Origin of the sequence: Micromonospora sp. MH33, assembly GCF_003013775.1 — a bacterium.
Taxonomy (GTDB): Bacteria; Actinomycetota; Actinomycetes; order Mycobacteriales; family Micromonosporaceae; genus Micromonospora; species Micromonospora fulviviridis.
Genome location: NZ_MUYZ01000114.1, coordinates 1 through 18,317, shown reverse-complemented (window position 1 = coordinate 18,317; position 18,317 = coordinate 1). Strand labels below are relative to the sequence as shown.

Below are 18,317 nucleotides of genomic sequence, written 5' to 3'. Positions count from 1 at the left end.
CCGGACGCCCCGCTGCGCAGCGCCGGCGACGGGGCCGCCGCGGCGGCCTGGCTCGCCGCCCGCGACCTGCCCGAGGTCGCCGACCCGGCGGCCCTGCACGCCCTGCTGGTCCCCCCGACCTGACGCGGCACCCGGCCGCTTCCGCCGGCCCCGGCGAGCGCTTCGCTCGGGCGCTCGCCGGATCTTGGCGAGTTGTCGTTCGCGGGCAACGGTAGGTCGCCAAGATCTGCGAATCCTGCACGACCGCACCACCCGGCCGGCGGATGGCGCCGATCGCGGGACGGCCGGCGAGTCAGTGGTCGAAATCGGTCATGGCCGTTCAGTGAGCCGTAGCTGGCGGCCAGCCGGCCCCACCCGCCGCCTCGCCGAAGCGGTGCGCCGGACCGCACTCCCGAGCAAAAGCGGGCCGGTCGACAAGACGTCGACCGGCCCGCTTCGGGGTGCTGACTTCAGGCGTTCGGGTAGCCCTGCTGCTGCGGCTGGCCGTACTGGCCCTGGGGCTGACCGTACTGGCCCTGCGGGGCCGGCTGGCCGTACTGCGGCTGCGGCGCCGGGTGGCCCGGCTGCTGCGGGGCCTGGCCGTAGGGGCCCTGCGGCGCCTGGCCGTAGGGGGCGGGCTGGCCCTGCGGCGCCGGCCAGGCCTGGGCCGGCTGGCCCGTGGCGGACGGTGCGAACTGGCCGGGCTGGGGCGCGCCGGCGAACTGGTGCGCTGCGGCCTGCTCGCGGGCCTCCTTGCGGGCCTTCACCGCGCGCACGATCAGCAGGATCGGCAGGATGAAGACGTAGAAGAAGATCCGGTAGGAGCCGCCCTCGAAGAGGAACATCAGGTAGAAGCCGTAGGCGAAGAAGGCCAGGCCGATGACCACGTTGAGGATCCGGGCACCGGTGCCCTGCTCCTTGATGGCGATGCCGATGGCGACCATAGCGATGCCGCCGAGCAGCAGCAGGAGGTCGTAGATGAGGAAGAACATGTGATCCCTGTCAATCGGTGAAGGTGCCGGCCCACGATAGAGGAGCCCTCAGCGGTCCCGCTGCCCCGTTGCCTGTGGCAACCAACACCTCACCCCACGGCCGGCGCACCTCACTTGAGCTGCCCGGCCGTGAGGCCCGCCTGGATCTGCCGCTGGAAGGTCACGTAGACCACCAGCACCGGCAGCACCGCGATGGTCAGGCCGGCGAAGAGCTGCGCGTAGTCGCCGGCGTAGCCCTGGTTGACGGCGAGCGCGTTGAGCCCCTGGGCGAGCATCCACTTGGACTCGTCGCCCTGCATGAGCACCTGCGGCAGCAGGAACTGGTTCCAGTGGCTGAGGAAGTTGAAGATCCCGACACTGATCAGTCCCGGACGCGCCATCGGCAGCATCACCCGGAAGAAGAGCCGGAAGTGGCCGCAGCCGTCGATCAGCGCCGCCTCGGCGATCGCGGTCGGCAGGGTGCGGAAGAACGCGGTCAGGAAGAACACCGTGAACGGCAGGGAGTAGGCGGTGTAGACCAGGATCAGGCCGGTCCAGGTGCCGAAGAGGCCGGCGTTGCGGACCACGAAGAACAGCGGCACCAGGGCGAGGAAGACCGGGAACATCATCCCGCCGACGAACAGGTAGTAGACCACCTGCCGGCCGCGGAACTCGTAGCGCGCGAAGACGTACGCGGCGGCGGCGCCCAGAAGCATGGTCAGGGTCAGCGAGCCGGCCACCACCACGGCGCTGTTGAGGAAGTAGCGCCCGATGTGCGCCTTGGTCCAGGCCCGCGCCCAGTTGTCCAGGTGCAGCGCCTCGGGCAGCCCCCAGGGGTCGGCGAGGATGTCGCCGTTGCTCTTCAGCGAGCTGAGCACCATCCAGGCCAGCGGCAGGACGGTCATCGCCCCCCAGAGCAGCAGGAAGCCGTGCGAGAAGACGTTCGCCACGCCCAGTTCCCGGCGCGGCGGCCGGCCGGTCGTCGGCTCGGCGAGCGCGGCCCGGGCCGGCCGGGTGCCGGAGTCCACACTGGTCATGAGTACTCGATCCGATCGCGCCGTGCGGCCCGCAGCGCCAGCACCGCCACCGACAGGGTCAGGAAGAACATCACCACGCCGATCGCCGAGGCGTAGCCGAACTTGGTCTCGCTGCCGAACGCGGTGTCGTACATGCGCATGCCGATCACGTCGGTGGAGAAGTTCGGGCCGCCGTTGGTCATGAGCTGGACCAGGATGAACCCGTCCAGCGCGGCGATGGCCAGGTAGATCCAGGCCACCTGGACGGTGTCCCACAGCAGCGGGATGGTGATCTTCCGCAGCATCACCGCCCGGGACGCCCCGTCGAGCATCACCGCCTCGTAGATGTCGCGCGGGATGGCCTGCATGGCCGCGCCGAAGAGCACCACGTAGAAGCCGACGTTGCTCCACACCATCACGGCAAGCACGCACCAGAAGGCGAACCGGGGATCGCCCAGCCAGGCCGGGGTGGGCAGGCCGAGCGCGTGCAGCGCGCCGTTGAGCAGGCCGCTGCGCGGGTTGTAGATCTCCTTCCAGAGCAGCGCGATGATCACCACCGAGAGCACCTGCGGGAAGAAGTAGACCAGCCGGTAGAACGCCGTGCCCCGGACGCCGGTCACGCCGGCCCGGCCCTTGCGGCCGCCCATGGCGAGCATGGTGGCGAAGAACAGGCCGAGGGCGATGGTCAGCACCGGCACCACGGCGAGCAGGATCGCGTTGTTCGTCAGCGCGTTCCAGACGTAACCGTCGTGCAGCAGGGTGCGGAAGTTCGCCATGCCCACCGGGTCGGCCTGCGCGGAGTAGCCCAGCCAGTCGGTGGTCGAGATCTGAAAGGCCTGAAGGTACGGCGAGAGCACGAAGACGCCGTACAGCACCAGCGGCGGCAGCAGGAAGCTGACGATCAGCGGGTATCTGCCATGTCGCACCTGGCGACCCCTCCCTGGTTCGACCGGTGGGGGTGGGCGGACCCACCCCCACCGGGGCACGTCACGCGGCGCGCTTGTACTTCTTGATCGAGCTGTCCTGGGCGATCGAGTCGGCGCCCTTCTGGCACTGGTCGAGGAACTCGGCCGGCCCGATCCGGCCGCTGAAGAACTCGCCGCAGGCGGCGTCGACCAGGTTGCGCTCAAGCTTGCGGTAGTAGTTGTTGTAGACCCAGTTGAAGCCGTTGGACCCGGACGCCTCCAGCGCCTTGACCACCGTGTTCAGCCCGAACGGCAGCTCGACGCCCTCGGTCGCGCCGGCCACCACGGTGAGGCTGGCGACCTTCTTGGTGAAGTCCTGGGCGCCCTTCTTGGAGAGCATGGTCCGGAAGTATTCCAGCCCGCCGGCCACGTTCTTGGCCTTGGCCGGGACCATGAACGGCTCGCCGGCGGTGCCCCGCACCGCCTCGAACGGCAGCTTGTCGCCGCTGCCCAGGCTCGGGGTCGGCGCCACGGTCATGTTGAAGCCGGCCGGGGTGACGTCCTTCTGCTCGCTCTCCAGCCAGGAGCCGCAGGAGATGAAGGCGGCCTTGCCCTGGCACCAGGCGGTCTGCGACTGCTTGTGGTCCAGGCCGGGCGAGCCCTCCAGGATGTACTTGTCCTTGACGATCTGGTGCCAGGCGTCCGCGGCGGCCTTCATGGAGTCGGACTTCCAGGCGTTGGGCTCCAGGTTGTCGATGGCCAGCGCCACCGACGGCCCGCCGAGCTTGATCGCCGTGGAGATCAGCGGCCAGCTCATGTAGCGCGGGTGAATCCCGGCGTACGTCCAGGGGGCGATGCCGGCGGCCTTGATCTGCTTGCAGAGCGCGATGTGCTCGTCCCAGGTCTTGGCGTACTGCCAGCCCCGGTCGGCGAAGAGCTTGGTGGAGTGCCAGATGCCGTACACCGTGTAGGTGTAGTTCATGACCAGGAACTTGCCGTCGTACGAGCCGACCTCGACGGCGCCGGGGAGCAGGGTGTCCTTGACCGTCTTGCCGGGGATGTCGAGGCTGGGCGCGGCGAGCAGGTCGCCGAGGTCGGCCAGGGCGTTCTGCGAGACCAGGCCGTTGAAGTCGATCTGCCCGGCGCCGGAGTTGTTCACCACGTCCGGCGGGGTGCCGTCGACGAAGCGCGGCTGGAGGGTCTTGCTGATCTCCTGGGTGGCCGAGTGCTTGATCTCCGCCTTCGGGTACTTCTCCTTGTACATGGCCTCGTGGGCCTTGGCGTACTCCTCGCCGAAGCCGCCGTTGAAGATCACCACCTCGAGCGGGGCGTCCTCCTTGACGCCGAGCGGGTTCTGCTCGCTCTTGGTGCCCTTGTAGGCGCCGGAGTCGCCCTTGTCGTCGTCGCCTCCGGAGGTGGCGCAGCCGGCGAGCAGGCCGGCGGCGGGGGTGGCCAGCAGACCGGCGGTAGCGGTGCGCCGGAGGATCTCACGCCTGTTCATCGCATCTCCTCGGTTCGGGTACGCGCGGCCCGCCGGAGTCTGGGGGAACGGCGGCCGCGACGTCGAGGCTCTGGGGACTTCACCTGTTGCTTGTCTTCACTTCAGTTGATGTTGCTGAAGAATTTCTACGGCAGCGCGGCCCGGACCACAAGACCTCACGACCGAACCGTTATCCGTACCGGCCGGCGCCGGCTGGCATACCCTGGGCCCATGCGCCGCCTGCGGCAGCTCGCCGAGCGCACGCCGGCCGCCCGGGAGCGCTACGCCGACCTGCTCCGGGCGCTCGCCATCACCATGGTCGTGCTCGGCCACTGGGGCGTGACGGTCATCGGGTACGACCGGGCCGGTCACCCCGCCGGCCACTCCGCCCTCGGCGACCTGCCCTGGGCCTGGCCGCTGACCTGGGTGGCCCAGGTGATGCCGGTGTTCTTCCTGGTCGGCGGCTACGCCAACGCCGCCTCGCTGGCCGCCCGCCGGGGCCGGGGAGGGACCGCCACCGGCTGGCTGGTCGACCGCAGCGCCCGGCTGGTCCGGCCGACCACCGCGCTGCTGGTGGTGCTCGCGGCCGGCGCCGCCGTGGCTACGCTGCGCGGCGCCGACCCCGCACAGGTCCGCACGGTGGTCTGGTTCGCCACCATCCCGCTCTGGTTCCTGGTGGCCTACCTCGTGGTGGTGCCGCTGACCCCACCGATGTACGCGCTGCACCGCCGCTTCGGGCTCGCCGTGCCGCTGGTGCTGGTCGCCCTGGTCGCGCTCGGCGACCTGGGCCGGCTGCTCGGCCCGGCCGGGCTGGCCACCGGCAACTACCTGTTCGGCTGGCTGGCCGTGCACCAGCTCGGCTTCGCCTGGTACGACACCCGCACCCCGGCCGGGCGGCCCCAGGGCCAGCCGGCCGGACCGGTCGACGCCGGGCCACGCGGTCTGCGCCGGCGCCGGCTGCCGCTCTCCCGCCGGGCCGGAGCGGCCCTGCTCGGCGGCGGGCTGGCCGCGCTGGTGCTGCTCACCGTCGTCGGGCCGTACCCGGTGGTGCTGCTCAACGTGCCCGGCGAGCGGCTGGACAACGCGGCCCCGCCGAGCCTGGCGCTGCTCGCCGCGGCCACCGCGCAGCTCGGCCTGATCCTGCTGCTGCGCGAGCCCGCGCAGCGCTGGCTGCGACGCCCCCGCCCGTGGCAGGCGGTGATCGCGGTGAACGCCGTGGTGCTCACCGTCTTCCTCTGGCATCTGACCGCGGCGGTGCTGCTGGTCGGGCTGCTGGACGCGCTCGGTGTGCTGCCCACTCCCCCGGTCGGCACGGCGGCCTGGTACGCCTGGCGGATCCCCTGGCTGCTCGCCCTCGCCGTGGTGCTGGCCGCGCTGGTCGCCGTCTTCGGCCCGATCGAGGCCCGCACCCGCCGCCCGCCCGACACCGGTCCGGCGCGCGAGGGCGCCCGCCGGCTCCGCACCACGCTGGCCGCCCTCGGGTACGCCGGACTCGTCGCCGGGCTGCTGCTGAACAGCCTCGCCCGCAAGACCGCGCCCGAGCCGCTGGGGCTGCCCGCCCCGGCGCTGGTGTCGTACCTGGCCGGGGCGGGGGTGCTGCGGCTGCTCAGGTCTGGGTGGGGAAGCCGAGGTTGACCCCACCGTGGCGCGGGTCGAGCCAGCGGCTGGTGACCACCTTGCCCCGGGTGAAGAAGGCGATCCCGTCGGCGCCGTGCGCGTGCAGGTCGCCGAAGAGGGAGGCCTTCCAGCCGCCGAACGAGTAGTAGGCCATCGGCACCGGGATGGGCACGTTGACGCCGACCATGCCGACCTCCACCTCGTGCTGGTAGCGCCGGGCCGCCCCGCCGTCGTTGGTGAAGATCGCCGTGCCGTTGCCGTACGGGTTGGCGTTGACCAGCTCGACCGCCTCGTCGTACGAGCCGACGCGGACCACGCTGAGCACCGGGCCGAAGATCTCGTCGGTGTAGATCGACATCTCCGGGGTGACGTGGTCGAAGAGGGTCGGGCCGAGCCAGAACCCGTCGGCGTCGCCGTCCGGGGTCACCTCGCGCCCGTCCACCACCGGCACCGCGCCGGCCGCGATGCCGGACTCCACGTACGAGCGGACCCGCTCGGCGTGCGCGGCGGTGACCAGCGGGCCCATGTCGCAGCCGCGCCGGCCGTCCCCGGTGCGCAGCCGGCCCATCCGCTCGGCGATCCGGCCGACCAGGGCGTCGGCCACCGGCTCCACCGCGACCAGGGCGGAGATCGCCATGCACCGCTCCCCCGCCGAGCCGAAGCCGGCGTTGACCGCCGCGTCGGCGGCCAGGTCCAGGTCGGCGTCGGGGAGCACCACCATGTGGTTCTTCGCCCCGCCCAGCGCCTGCACCCGCTTGCCGGCCAGCGAGCCGCGCTGGTGCACGTACCGGGCCACCGGGGTCGAGCCGACGAACGACACCGCCTTGACGCCGGGGTGGTCGAGCAGCGCGTCGACCGCCTCCTTGTCGCCGTTGACCACGTTCAGCACGCCGTCCGGCAGCCCGGCCTCGGTGAACCACTCGGCCAGCAGCAGCGCCGCGCTCGGGTCCTTCTCGCTCGGCTTGAGCACCACGGCGTTGCCGCAGGCGACGGCGACCGGCACGAACCAGAGCGGCACCATCACCGGGAAGTTGAACGGGGAGATCACCGCCACCACGCCCAGCGGCTGCCGCAGGCTGTACGAGTCGACCTCGGTGGAGACGTTCTCGCTGAAGCCGCCGCGCAGCGCCGAGGGGATGCCGCAGGCGTACTCGATCACCTCCAGGCCGCGCTGCACCTCGCCGGCGGCGTCCGCGAGCACCTTGCCGTGCTCGGCGGTGATCACCTCGGCGAGCCGGTCCCGCCGGGCGTTGACCAGCTCGCGGAAGGCGAACAGGACCGCGGTCCGCTTGGCCAGCGAGGCGTCCCGCCACGCCCGGGCGGCCCGCTCGGCGGCCTCGACCGCGCCCGCCACGTCGGCGGCGGAGGCCAGCGCCACCTGCCCGGTACGTCGCCCGGTGGCCGGGTCGAAGACATCCCCGCGCCGCTCGGAGTCCCCGCCGACCCGCTTCCCGTCGACGAAATGCCCGATGGTGGTCACTGAGTCACCTCTCGTTCGCGACTGCGGGGCTCGCGGAACCGGCTCACTCCTCGCGCTCACCGGGCCGCCTCCGCCGCGATCGAGGAGCGGATGGCCCCGACCAGGATGGCCAGGCCCTCGCGGGCCTCGTCCTCGGTGAGGGTCAGCGGCGGCCCCATCCGTACCACGTTGCCGTGCAGGCCGCCCTTGCCGACCAGCAGGCCGCCCTCCCGGCAGGCCTCGAAGACCCGGGTGGTGAGCGACGGATCCGGTTCGCTGGTGCCCGGGCGGACGAACTCGACGCCGAGCATGAGGCCCTTGCCGCGGACCTCGGCGACGCGGTCGAGGTCGGCGGTGGCGGCCCGCAGGCCGTCGCCGAGGATCGCGCCCACCCGCGCCGCGTTGGCCTGGAGGTCGTGGTCGAGCAGGTAGTCGAGGACCGCGCTGCCGGCCGCCGTGGAGACCGGGTTACCGCCGAAGGTGGAGAAGCTGATCGCCGGCACCGACTCCAGCACGTCGGCCCGGCCGACCACGCCGGCCAGGGCGAAGCCGTTGCCGATGCCCTTGGCGAAGGTGAGCAGGTCCGGGGTGATCCCGTGCGCCTGGTAGCCCCAGAAGTGCTCGCCCGTGCGGCCCCAGCCGGTCTGCACCTCGTCGGAGACGAGCAGGATGCCGTGCTCGTCGAGCACCTTCTTCCAGGCGGCGAAGAGCCCGTCCGGGCCGTGCACGAAGCCGCCGACGCCCTGGATCGGCTCGGCGATCAGGCAGGCCACGTCGCCGGCGGTCTGGGTGGCGAGCACCTCGTGCAGGTCCTCCACGGCGGCGTCGATCCGGTCGCCCTCGTCGAGCCGGGCCAGCAGGCCGCGCAGCCGCTCGCCGGAGTGCAGCCAGGCCACCTGGAGCGGATTGAGGGCGCTGGCCGACCAGCCCCGGTTGCCGGTGACGCCCATGGCCGCGTACGACCGGCCGTGGTAGCTGTTGCGCACCGCGAGGATCTGGTGCGAGCGGCGGTAGTTGGTGGCCACGAGCAGGGCCGCCTCGTTGGCCTCGGTGCCGGAGTTGGTGAAGAAGACCCGGGCGTCCGGGATGCCGGAGACCCGGGCGATCTTCTCGGCCAGCTCGACCTGCTGCCGGATCAGGTAGAGCGTCGAGCTGTGCACGATGCCGGTGCGCAGCTGCCGTTCGACCGCCTCGCGGATCTCCGGGATGTCGTAGCCGATCATGTTGGTCAGCACGCCGCCGAAGAAGTCCAGGTAGCTGCGTCCGGCCGCGTCGGTCACCCGGCGGCCGGAGCCGGCGACCAGTTCCAGCGGTTCGGCGTAGTAGAGCGGCATCCAGGACGGGAGCACGGCCCGGTGCCGGGCCAGCAGGTCGTCGGAGGTCATCGGCGCACCCTTCAGCGGCGGTTGGTCCCCCGCACGCTCTCACCACCCGGAGGCAGGGACAACTGTCACTGTGTAGCGCAGCGAGGCCACCCACCTGACAGCGCGTCAACCAGCCCGCTGCGATTTCCGGAGCGGAACCCGGCCAACGCCGACCGTTCCGCTGGCCACCGGGCGACCCGACCACTCGATCCGCAGCAGTGGACCGGGGTGCCTACCCTGGGCCCGTCGCTGGCCGAGGGAGCGTCATGCGGGTCGAGGAAGCCGTCGCCGAGCTGGCCCGGATCGCCGCCCGCGAGGTGGGCCGGGGCAGCGAGGCGCTCGCCGTACCGACGGCCGGAGGGCTGCTCACCGCCGCCCGGTCGCTCGCCGGCCGACCCCCGCCGGACGCCGCCGTGCTGACCGGGTTCTTCATCTCCTGCGCCGACCCGCCCGCCGCCGAGACCGACGGCCCGATCGGCGCCGTGCAGCTCGCCGCCGCGCTGCGCGCGTTCGGCGGGCAGGCCCGACTGGTCACCGACGCGCCCTGCGCGCCGGTGGTCGAGGCCGCGATCACCGCCGGCGCCCCCGGCGTCCCGCTCGACGTGGCGCCACTGCGGGGGTACGACGAGTGGGCCGCGACCATGCTGCCCCGGTACGCGCGCCTGTCGCACGTGATCGCCTGCGAACGGGTCGGCCCGGGCGTCGACGGCCGGCCCCGCACCATGCGCGGCGAGGACATCGGCGCCCACAGCGCCCCGCTCGACCGGCTCTTCACGGCCGGGCCCGCCTTCCGGATCGGGATCGGCGACGGCGGCAACGAGCTGGGCATGGGCCTGCTGCCGGCCGAGCTGGTGGCCCGCGTGGTCGACCGGGGCGAGCTGGTCCGCTGTGTGGTCGGCTGCGAGACGCTGCTGGTCGGCGGCACCTCCAACTGGGCCGCCGCCGCGCTGGTCGGCGCGCTCGCGGTGCTGCGCCCCGAGGTGCCCGCCCTGCGCGACCTGCTCCGCCCCGAGTGGTCCGCCGAGGTGCTGACCGCGATCGTCGCGGGGGCCGGCGCCGTGGACGGCGTACGCCGACGGTCGACGCCCAGCGTGGACGGCCTTGACTGGCCCGCGTACGCCGAGCCCCTGGCGCGGATCGCGGAGCTGGTGACGGCCGCGGCCTGAACCACGGCGGACCGGTCGGTCAGGTGGCCGCGGAGCGCTCGGGGCCGGGCAGCGGCCGGCCGCCAGGACGCGGCGCGGCGCGCTCCGGACCGGGATGCGCGGCCGGCCGGGCGGGACGGCGGCGGGGCAGGTGCAGGGCGGCGGAGACCAGCGCGAAGGCGGCCCAGCCGCCGGCCAGGGCGAGGGCCGGTGAGGTGTCCTGGAGGTAGTGGTGGCCGGCGAGGAAGCCGATCAGGGCCAGGCTGTTGCGGGCGAAGTGCCGGCTGAACTCGGCGAGCTGGCGGCGCGCCTCGACGGCGACCAGCACCCCGGAGTATGGGAAGGTGACCACCATGCCGCGCAGCAGCTCGCCGAGCAGCCCGGTGAGCAGCGCGCCGACGAAGATGACCACCAGCTTGACCGGCGCCGCGAGACCGTCCCGCCGGGCGTCCGCCGGCTCCGGGGGCGGCGCGGCGGCGGCCCGGCGGCGCAGCAGCACCATGGTCAGCGCCCAGAGCGCCACGGTGCCGGCCAGTGCCACCTCGAACGGCACCGGCGCCGCCAGCACCCCGGCGCTGAGCGCCACGTAGACCGCGACACCGGCCAGGTCGGCCAGGAGGATCGGCCAGCGCAGCCGGCGGTGGGTGACCGCCACCGTGACGAAGAAGAGGTTGAGGCCGACCACCCCGAGCAGCTGCGGCCCGTCCACCCGATGACCGGTGGTGAGCAGGGCGAGGGTCATCGGCAGCGGCAGGCTGTAGACGAAGGCGCGCACCCGGACCGAGCGGATCACGCTGACCGCCCAGACCACGGCGGTCACCAGCAGCACCGCGCCCCACGTCATGACGTTTCAGTCCTGGAAGGTGGCGATGTCGGCGCAGAGCCGGAAGGCCCGGGTCAGCCGCTCCACGTCGGCGGGATGGACCGAGAACTCGTTCTCGCTGATCTCGCCGTGCGCGGTCATCTTCGCCTCCCAGCAGCTCGACCCGTCCCAGACCGCCAGGTTGATGTGCAGGTGCGGGCTGACCGCGCCGAGCGGCAGCAGGCCGACCCGCACGCCGGCCCGCCGTTGCGTCTCCACCAGCTCGGACAGCTCGGGGCTGAGGGTGGCGTAGGTGAAGACCCGGGTGACCCGGACGCCCCGGGCCAGGGCGGCCAGGTTCGCCTCCCAGTAGCGCCGGCCGACGTCCCCGCGCCACCAGCTCAGCTCGCCGCTGACCCGGGGCATCACGTTGGTCAGCCCGAGCAGCTCCCGGGTGCAGTCCCGGGTCGCGCCGATCAGGTCCTCGTCGTCGTCCCCGGGCCGGATGATCCGGCCCGCGGCGAGCTGCTCCGCCTCCCGGCGGAACTCCTCGAAGCGGCGCTGCGCCTCGGCCGCCACCCGGGTCCCGGCGTGCCGCTCGGCCGCCTCGCGCAGCGCGCCGGCGACGTGCGGGGTCGCGCGGACCAGCCAGGGCGGCCCGTCCAGCAGCGTCCGCAGGTGGAACCGGCGCTCGGACCGGGCCAGCGAGTCGAGCACCAGCGAGATGGTGATGCCCATCAGCCCGGCCAGCAGCGACTCGACCCCGGTGGCCGCGTTGGTCAGGTCGAGCGTCACGGACAGCAGGATGGAGAGGCTGATGCCGACCAGGGCCACCGGGTCGGTGTGTGCGACCAGCCGCACCAGGTTCTCCGCCGAGCCGGTCCGGCCGCGCGCCCGTCGCCGCATCGCCTCACCCGCCATCGCCCACCCCCGGTCACTCGTGCGCTCAGGGTAGCCACGATCCACAACGGTCGGTCGGCGCCCGCCCACCGCCGGTAGCATCCGCCGGGTGCGGACGACGGAGGTGGCGCTGCCGGCCGGCGCGGTGGGGACGACCCGGGCGGAACTCGCGGCGGGGGTACGGGCGTGGGTGGACTCGCCGCCGATGCGGGCCCTGGTCGGGCACTTCGGCGGCGACTGGCCGGCCGGCGACCTGAGCGCGGTGCTGGCCGGCCTGGACGACTTCTCCGCCCGGCACTGGGACTTCCGCGGCGGGCGGGAACGCCCCGACGCCCGGGAGCCGGCGTTCGACCCGGCCACGGTCGGGCTGGTGCTCGACGCGGCGACGGCGCTGGGCCTGGTCCGGGCCGCCCCGCCCGCCCTGCCCCGCTACGCGCACCTGCTGGTCCTCGGCGGCCTGGCGCACGCCTGCCTGCGGCGCACCGCGTACGCCGCGCACCTGGCCCGGATGGTGACCGGGGTCGACGGCGAGGTGGCGGTGCTGGGCAGCTTCCGGGCCCTCTCCCCGGTCGAGTCGCGGCTGCTCGCCGCCCTCGGGGTGCACGGCTGCGCCACCGAGGTGGACGCCCTGGACGCCGGGGTGCGCGTGGCGTTCGGGGTGGACGCGCCGAGCGAGGAGATCGGCGAGACCGCCGACCACCCGCACCGGGCCTGGTCCTCGCGCACCTACCGGCCCGCCGGGCTGCCCCCGGTCCGGGTGCTCGCCGCCCCGTCCGGCGAGCCGGACCGCCGCCGGGCGCACACCGCCGACACCCAGCGGTTCTGGGCCGGGCGCGTCCGGCTGCGCGAGGGTGATCCGGTGCTGATGGTGACCGCCCCGATCTACGTGCCGTTCCAGCACTGCGACGCGCTGCGTACGCTCGCCGTGCCGTTCGGCTGCGGGATCGACACGGTCGGGGTGGACCCGGCGCTGGCCATGCCGGTCAGGGTGCCGGAGCCCACCCTCACCGCGGGGCGCTACCTCCAGGAGATCCGCTCGGCGGTCCGCTCGATGCGCGGCCTGCACGCGGTGCTGGCGGCCGGCTGACCGGTGCACGGCGGTCCGGCGGACTCGGCGCCGACCACTGCCGACCGGCCCGACTCAGCGGGCGGTGTCGGCGACCGCCTGCGCGAAGACCTCGGAGCGGTGCTCGAAGTTGCGGAACCGGCCGTAGCTCGGCGCGGCCGGGGAGAGCAGCACCACCCCGCCGGCCGGGGTGAGCTTGCGGGCCAGCCCCACGGCGGCGGCCAGGTCCTCGGCGAGTTCGGTCCGCACCGCCGGCAGCCCCGCCAGCGCTTCGACGATCCGGGGGCCGCTGTCCGGGATGCCGATCACGGTGATCTCGCGCTCGGCCAGGTGGTCGCGGAGCGGGGTGTAGTCCAGCCCCCGATCCGTCCCGCCGACGATCACCGTCAACGACCGCCCCTCGTACGCGTCGATCGCGTGCATGGCCGCGTACGGGCTGGTGGCCAGGGTGTCGTCGACGAAGGTGAGCCCGGACGGGTCGGCGATCTCGGTGAGCCGGTGGGCGAGGCCCTGGAACCCGGCCACCGCGATGGCCAGGCTGTCCTTGCCCGCCACCACGTCGACGCCGAGGGCGTCGAGCACCGCCAGCGCGACGCAGAGGTTGCCCTCGTTGTGCCGGCCGACCAGGGGCAGCACGGCGCGCGGGAAGAGCGGGCTGTCCCGCAGGTGGAACCAGGGGGTGCCGTCCGGGCCGGTGGCCACGTGGGTGGTGTCCGGCGAGCCGGCCCGGACCGCGGCCCGGTCCCCCAGTTCGAGCGCCAGCCGCGGGTCGGCGCCGTTGACCACCACGGTGTGGGGGCCGTGCGCCAGCAGGTTGAGCTTGTCCCGGTAGTACTCCCGTTCGCCGCCGTGCGCGTCGAGGTGCTCGGGGAAGAGCGCGGTCACCACGGCCACCCGCGGCGAGTCGGTCAGGTCGGCGCACTGGTAGCTGGAGAGTTCCAGCACGTACAGCCCCGCCTCGGGCAGGTCGAGCAGCGGCACGCCGATGTTGCCGCCGAAGACGTTCGGCCGGTCCATCGCGGTGAGCAGGTGGCTGATCAGGCTGGAGGTGGTGCTCTTGCCCTTGCTGCCGGTCACCCCGACGGTACGGTCCGCGTGGTCGGCCATCCAGAGCGCGCTGCCCTGGGTGACCGGGACGGCCCGGCGGCGCAGCTCCACCATCCACGGGTGCGTGTTCGGCACCCCGGGCGAGCGGACCACCACGTCGGCGGCGGCCAGCCGGGCGAAGCCGTCCTCCCCGGTCACCAGCGGCGCGGCCGCGGCGAGCGGGCCCTCCCACGGCAGGGTGAGGAAGTTCGCGCTGTCGTCGACGGCCACCAGGTCGGCGGGACCGTGCGCGGCGATCGCGGTCACCGCGGCCCGGCCCTCCCGGCCGGCGCCCCAGACGGCGACATGACGTCCGCGCAGATCAGACAGGCGCACAAGCTCTCCTCGGGGGTCGGATCGCGGGTCGGCGGGTGCGGCCCGGCACAGCCGGACACGGCCGGACGAACCAGGGCCTATTATGGCGTGTGCCCAACGAGCAGCTGCGGCGGATGGACGCCTTCACCTTCCCGTCCTACTCGATCGACTTCGCCACCGGCGAGGTGTTGTTCGACTACGCCCTGACCGGCCCCGACGGCGAGCAGCGGTTCACCGAGGCGGTCACCCTTCCCCTGCCGGCGGAGCCGGTGTCCGACGAGACCGCGGCCACCCTCGCCCGGGTCCTCGAACTGCTGCACGTGGTCGCCGGGGTCAGCTACTACAAGGCCGCCGCGCCGCCCCGGCTGGTGCTGCCGGCGCCGCTGGGCGCGGCCGCCGCCGACCTCGTGACCGCCGTCTACACCAAGGGCCTCGCCGAGTACGCGTACCGCAACCAGCTCCCGCACGTGCTGGAGCTGCGCCCGGAGGTACCGGCCGGCGAGGTCACCCCGCCCCGGGTCCACGACGACTCGGACCGCCGGCCGCTGTCGGCCGTCGGCGGCGGCAAGGACTCCATCGTCACGCTGGAGGCGCTGCGCCGGGCCGGCTTCGACCCGGTGCCCTTCTCGGTCAACCCGAACCACGTCATCGTCTCGGTCAACGAGGCGTCCGACCTGGTGCCGCTCGCCGCCCGGCGGCGGATCGACCCGGTGCTGTTCGACCTCAACGCGGCCGGCGCCCTGAACGGGCACATCCCGGTCACTGCGATCAACTCGCTGATCGCGGTCGCCACGGCCGTGCTGCACGGGCTCGGGCCGGTGGTGATGTCCAACGAGCGCTCGGCGTCCGACCCGAACCTGGTCTGGCAGGGCCACGAGATCAACCACCAGTGGTCCAAGGGTGTCGAGGCCGAGGGGCTGCTGCGGGCGGCGCTGGCCGAGCACGCCGGCCTCACCGAGCCGTACTTCTCGCTGCTGCGGTCGCTGTCCGAGCTGCACATCGCCCGGCTCTTCGCCGAGACCGACCGCTACGACGCCGTGGTGACGAGCTGCAACGCCGCGTTCAAGCTGCGCGACGCGAGCGAGCGCTGGTGCCGCGACTGCCCGAAGTGCCGGTTCGTCTTCCTGGCCATGGCCCCGTTCATGTCCCGGGAGCGGATCACCACCATCTTCGGCGGCGACCTGCTGGCCGACGAGTCCCAGATTCCCGGCTACCGGGAGCTGCTCGGGGTGGACGGGCACAAGCCGTTCGAGTGCGTCGGCGAGGTGGAGGAGTCCGTGGTCGCGCTGAGCCTGCTCGCCGAGCAGGAGCAGTGGCGCGACGCCCCGGTGGTCCGCGCCCTGGTCGACGCGGTCCCCCCCACGGCCTGGTCGGCCGCCGCCACCTCAGACGTCTTCACCCCCGGCGGCCCCACCCACGTCCCCGCCCCCTACGCCAAGGCCCTGACAGCCCTCACCTGACCCCCCACCCGGGCCCGCCCCGCTGGCGGGGACGCAGGGGCGGGTGGGGTCAGGGGGTGCGGACGGCGTCGAGGGCCAGCAGGGCCACGTGGAGGGAGAGGCACTGCTCCACGGAGTCGAGGTCGACGTCGAGGATTCGGCCGATGCGGGCCAGCCGCTCGTAGAAGGCCGGCCGGGAGAGGTGCGCGGCGGCGGCCGCCGCGGACTTGTTCCGGCCCTGCTCCAGGTACGCGCGGAGGGTGCCGAGCAACTGCTCCCGGGGGTGCTGGGCGTCGTACGCCAGCAGCCCGCCCAGCTCCCGCTCGACGAAGGTCTGCAACCGCGGCTCGTCCCGGAGCAGGTGCAGTAGGCCCGCCAGCCCGACGTGGGGCAGCCGGAAGTAGGGCAGGTCCCGGCGGTCCCGGCGGGCCGCCTCGGCGACCACCAATTCGGCCGCCGCCACGGCCGCGTCCGCCCGGCCCAGCCGGGCCCGTACCGCCGGCAGGCCGGCCAGGTTGCGCGCGTTCAGGTGCTCGGCCGCGGCGTCGATCGCGGCCCGGGCCACCCCGACGTAGACCGCCGCGTAGCTGGCCACCAGCCAGTGCGGCATGAGCTGGGCGACCACCAGGGCCAGGCCCTCCACCCCGCCGAGCAGCCGGTCGGCGGGGACGGTCACGTCCAGGTGCAGGTCGTGCGAGGAGGTGGCGCGCATGCCCAGCGAGTCCCAGGTGGGCTCGACCGTGAGCCCCTCCCCCGCGGGGACCAGGAACTGCGAGACCACCGACTGGTCGGTGGCGCTGCGGGCGGCCACCAGGTAGCCGTCCGGGTGGCCGGCGCCGGAGCAGAAGGTCTTGCTGCCCTTGAGGTGCCAGCCGCCCTCGACCGGCTGGTAGACCGTGCTGAGCTGGGACAGCCGGGCGCCGGCGCCGCGTTCGCTCATGGCCACCGCGTACCAGGCGCCCTCGGCGGCCGCGCGGAGCAGGCGGTCCCGGGCGGCCAGCGCCTCCTCCGGTACGCCGAGCGCCTCGGCCAGCTCCTCGGTGACCGCGCCCAACGCGCCGGTGACCGAGGCGTGCATGTTGAACACCAGCGCGGTCGCACCGTTGCCCCGGGCCAGTTCGGTGGCGACCGCGGCGTACTCGGCGAAGGTGGCCCCCAGGCCGCCCAGCTCGCGCGGCACCATCAGCCCGAACAGGCCGGCCTCCCGGAGGTCGGCGAAGTCGTCGACCGGGAACGAGCCGTCCCGGTCGTGGTCGGCCGCGCGGGCGGCCAGTCGCGGCGCCAACCTGCGGGCCGCCTCCAGCGCGTGCACAGTCATCTAGCCCCCTTCTCGGCGTCCCTTTACCCCGGGCGGCCCCCGCTACCCGCTCCGGCGCCCGCTGCCCTGGTAGAGCACGGCGGTCGACCAGGTCGGCACGATGCGCGGCTCCCTCCGGGTGGGACGGCCGGCACCGCGCCACCGGCGCAGCAACCAGGCCAGTGTGCCGCCCAGCTCGGGTCGGACGCCGCGCAGGCGCAGCGCCACGCCGTGCCGGGCGCATTCCGCCACCAGCGCGCGAGCATCCACGAACAACTGTGGATCGTGGATGCCGCGCGGCACGGTGGGCAGCCGCTCGCCGAGCTCCACCGCGACCAGCCGGGCCAGCGGGGTGTCGTTGAGGGTGTCCAGCACCAGCAGCCCGCCCGGCCGCAGCAGCCGGCACGCCTCGGCCACCGCGCGCCGCCAGTCCGGCACGTGTTCCAGCAGCTCACCGGCGGAGACCACCGCGGCGCAGCCGTCCGCGAGCGGAACCTCGGTGGCATCGCCCTGGACCACCGTCACGCCGTGCTCGACGGCCTGGTCGAGGGCCGAGCGGGTCAGGTCCACCCCGACGTGCCGGTAGCCCTTGCCGGCCAGGTGCGGGGCGAGCAGCCCGGCACCGCAGCCGAGGTCGACCAGCAGGTCGTCGTCCCTTTCGGACGCCGGGGGCACCAGGGCCGCGCGGGCCCGGGCCAGCCAGTGCAGCATCGCGAACGCGCCGTCCGGTCGCCACCACTCGCCGGCCAGGTCGTCGTACTGGCGGGGATCGTTGGGCGGCAGCACCCGGGGCGGGGTGGACACCGGGGCCGCGTTCCGCATGGACCGAGCGTGGCACGACTCCCCGGTAACGACCAGACTTCCCTTATGTCGATGTCGGTGTTAGGGCTGGTCAGGGCGAGCCACCCAGAACCGGCCGCCGCGGTCACCGTGGTGGCCGGGCTGCTCGCCCGGGCGGTCGGGCACGGTCCGGGCGGGATCGCGGCCGTGTCGCTCACGGTGCTGGCCAGCCAGCTCGCCGTGGGCTGGAGCAACGACCTGATCGACGCCGACCGGGACGCCACGGTGGGGCGTACCGACAAACCCGTGGCCACCGGCGCCGTCTCCCGGCGGGCCCTGGCCCGCGCCACCGTGCCGGCCGCCGTCGCCACTCCGCTGCTGGCGCTGGCCACCGGCCCGATGGCGGCGCTCTGCGCCACCCTCGGCCTGGTCTCGGCACTGCTCTACAACTGGCCGCTGAAGTCGACCCCGGTCTCGGTGCTGCCCTACGCGGTCTCGTTCGGCGCGCTGCCCGCCTTCGTGGTGCTGGCCCTGCCGGGCGCACCCGCGCCCCCGGTCTGGCTGGTCGCGGCCGCCGCGCTGCTGGGCGCCGGGGCGCACTTCGCCAACGTGCTGCCCGACCTGGCCGACGACGCGCGGACCGGGGTGCGCGGGCTGCCCCACCGGCTGGGGCCGGTGGGCAGCCGGGGGGCCGCC

Annotated in this window: 15 protein-coding genes and 3 pseudogenes; 6 read left to right on the top strand and 12 right to left on the bottom strand. The window is 73.9% G+C overall.

Features of this window, described 5'->3' with window-relative positions:
• A pseudogene (locus B0E53_RS40405) lies at positions 1 to 123 on the top strand (ATPase); the annotation flags it as partial.
• A gap of 326 nt (positions 124 to 449) precedes the next feature.
• Here B0E53_RS40405 and B0E53_RS18460 read toward each other — a convergent pair.
• The 4 genes from B0E53_RS18460 to ngcE all read right to left on the bottom strand — a co-directional run bounded on the left by B0E53_RS18460 (position 450) and on the right by ngcE (position 4,372).
• Positions 450 to 971, bottom strand: coding sequence for a hypothetical protein (locus B0E53_RS18460; RefSeq protein ID WP_107077211.1), 522 nt, complete (start codon positions 969 to 971; stop codon positions 450 to 452).
• A gap of 110 nt (positions 972 to 1,081) precedes the next feature.
• The gene (locus tag B0E53_RS18455; RefSeq protein ID WP_107077210.1) at positions 1,082 to 1,987 is read right to left on the bottom strand and encodes a carbohydrate ABC transporter permease; all 906 of its coding nucleotides are present in this window, start codon (positions 1,985 to 1,987) and stop codon (positions 1,082 to 1,084) included.
• Entirely contained in the window at positions 1,984 to 2,892 is a 909-nt protein-coding gene (locus B0E53_RS18450) for a sugar ABC transporter permease (RefSeq protein WP_107077209.1), read from the bottom strand. The genes B0E53_RS18455 and B0E53_RS18450 overlap by 4 nt, the downstream gene beginning before the upstream one ends.
• Before the next feature lie 61 nt (positions 2,893 to 2,953).
• Complete coding sequence (gene ngcE, locus B0E53_RS18445; RefSeq protein ID WP_107077208.1) at positions 2,954 to 4,372, bottom strand: N-acetylglucosamine/diacetylchitobiose ABC transporter substrate-binding protein; 1,419 nt, start codon at positions 4,370 to 4,372, stop codon at positions 2,954 to 2,956.
• Positions 4,373 to 4,582: 210 nt separating this feature from the next.
• Between ngcE and B0E53_RS18440 the strand changes: the two genes are divergently transcribed.
• A complete protein-coding gene (locus B0E53_RS18440) occupies positions 4,583 to 5,986 on the top strand; it encodes an acyltransferase (RefSeq protein ID WP_107077207.1) in 1,404 nt (467 codons plus the stop codon).
• Here B0E53_RS18440 and B0E53_RS18435 read toward each other — a convergent pair.
• Both B0E53_RS18435 and B0E53_RS18430 read right to left on the bottom strand, forming a co-directional pair.
• Positions 5,958 to 7,448, bottom strand: a complete 1,491-nt coding sequence (locus B0E53_RS18435) for a CoA-acylating methylmalonate-semialdehyde dehydrogenase (protein ID WP_107077206.1) — start codon at positions 7,446 to 7,448, stop codon at positions 5,958 to 5,960. The genes B0E53_RS18440 and B0E53_RS18435 overlap by 29 nt on opposite strands.
• Positions 7,449 to 7,504: 56 nt before the next feature.
• Complete coding sequence (locus tag B0E53_RS18430; protein ID WP_107077205.1) at positions 7,505 to 8,812, bottom strand: aspartate aminotransferase family protein; 1,308 nt, start codon at positions 8,810 to 8,812, stop codon at positions 7,505 to 7,507.
• Between the two features lie 245 nt (positions 8,813 to 9,057).
• Here B0E53_RS18430 and B0E53_RS18425 point away from each other — a divergent pair, with 245 nt between their 5' ends.
• Positions 9,058 to 9,957 (top strand): glutamate cyclase domain-containing protein, encoded by a 900-nt coding sequence (locus B0E53_RS18425; protein WP_107077204.1) that lies wholly within the window; start codon positions 9,058 to 9,060, stop codon positions 9,955 to 9,957.
• Between the two features lie 19 nt (positions 9,958 to 9,976).
• Here B0E53_RS18425 and B0E53_RS18420 read toward each other — a convergent pair whose 3' ends face one another.
• Entirely contained in the window at positions 9,977 to 10,780 is an 804-nt protein-coding gene (locus tag B0E53_RS18420; protein ID WP_107077203.1) for a hypothetical protein, read from the bottom strand.
• A gap of 6 nt (positions 10,781 to 10,786) precedes the next feature.
• Positions 10,787 to 11,644, bottom strand: coding sequence for a hypothetical protein (locus tag B0E53_RS18415; RefSeq protein ID WP_146167701.1), 858 nt, complete (start codon positions 11,642 to 11,644; stop codon positions 10,787 to 10,789).
• A 103-nt stretch (positions 11,645 to 11,747) separates the two neighbouring features.
• Between B0E53_RS18415 and B0E53_RS18410 the strand changes: the two genes are divergently transcribed.
• A complete protein-coding gene (locus tag B0E53_RS18410) occupies positions 11,748 to 12,725 on the top strand; it encodes a hypothetical protein (RefSeq protein WP_246835464.1) in 978 nt (325 codons plus the stop codon).
• 54 nt (positions 12,726 to 12,779) lie between these two features.
• Here the strand turns inward: B0E53_RS18410 and murD are convergent, their stop codons facing one another.
• Entirely contained in the window at positions 12,780 to 14,126 is a 1,347-nt protein-coding gene (gene murD / locus B0E53_RS18405) for a UDP-N-acetylmuramoyl-L-alanine--D-glutamate ligase (protein WP_107077200.1), read from the bottom strand.
• 89 nt (positions 14,127 to 14,215) lie between these two features.
• Here murD and B0E53_RS18400 point away from each other — a divergent pair, with 89 nt between their 5' ends.
• Positions 14,216 to 15,565 carry a hypothetical protein gene (locus tag B0E53_RS18400; RefSeq protein ID WP_107077199.1) on the top strand — a complete coding sequence of 450 codons (1,350 nt, stop codon included), beginning with the start codon at positions 14,216 to 14,218 and terminating at the stop codon, positions 15,563 to 15,565.
• A gap of 49 nt (positions 15,566 to 15,614) precedes the next feature.
• Here the strand turns inward: B0E53_RS18400 and B0E53_RS38705 are convergent.
• The 3 genes and pseudogenes from B0E53_RS38705 to B0E53_RS18390 form a co-directional block, all read right to left on the bottom strand.
• Positions 15,615 to 15,986 (bottom strand): annotated as a pseudogene (locus tag B0E53_RS38705) (helix-turn-helix domain-containing protein); the annotation flags it as partial.
• Positions 15,966 to 16,862, bottom strand: a pseudogene (locus B0E53_RS18395) (acyl-CoA dehydrogenase family protein); the annotation flags it as partial. The pseudogenes B0E53_RS18395 and B0E53_RS38705, both read right to left, overlap by 21 nt.
• 42 nt (positions 16,863 to 16,904) lie before the next feature.
• Positions 16,905 to 17,663, bottom strand: a complete 759-nt coding sequence (locus B0E53_RS18390; protein WP_107077197.1) for a methyltransferase domain-containing protein — start codon at positions 17,661 to 17,663, stop codon at positions 16,905 to 16,907.
• A gap of 45 nt (positions 17,664 to 17,708) precedes the next feature.
• Here B0E53_RS18390 and B0E53_RS18385 point away from each other — a divergent pair.
• A partial coding sequence (locus B0E53_RS18385; RefSeq protein ID WP_107077196.1) for a UbiA family prenyltransferase occupies positions 17,709 to 18,317 on the top strand: 609 nt, incomplete at its 3' end.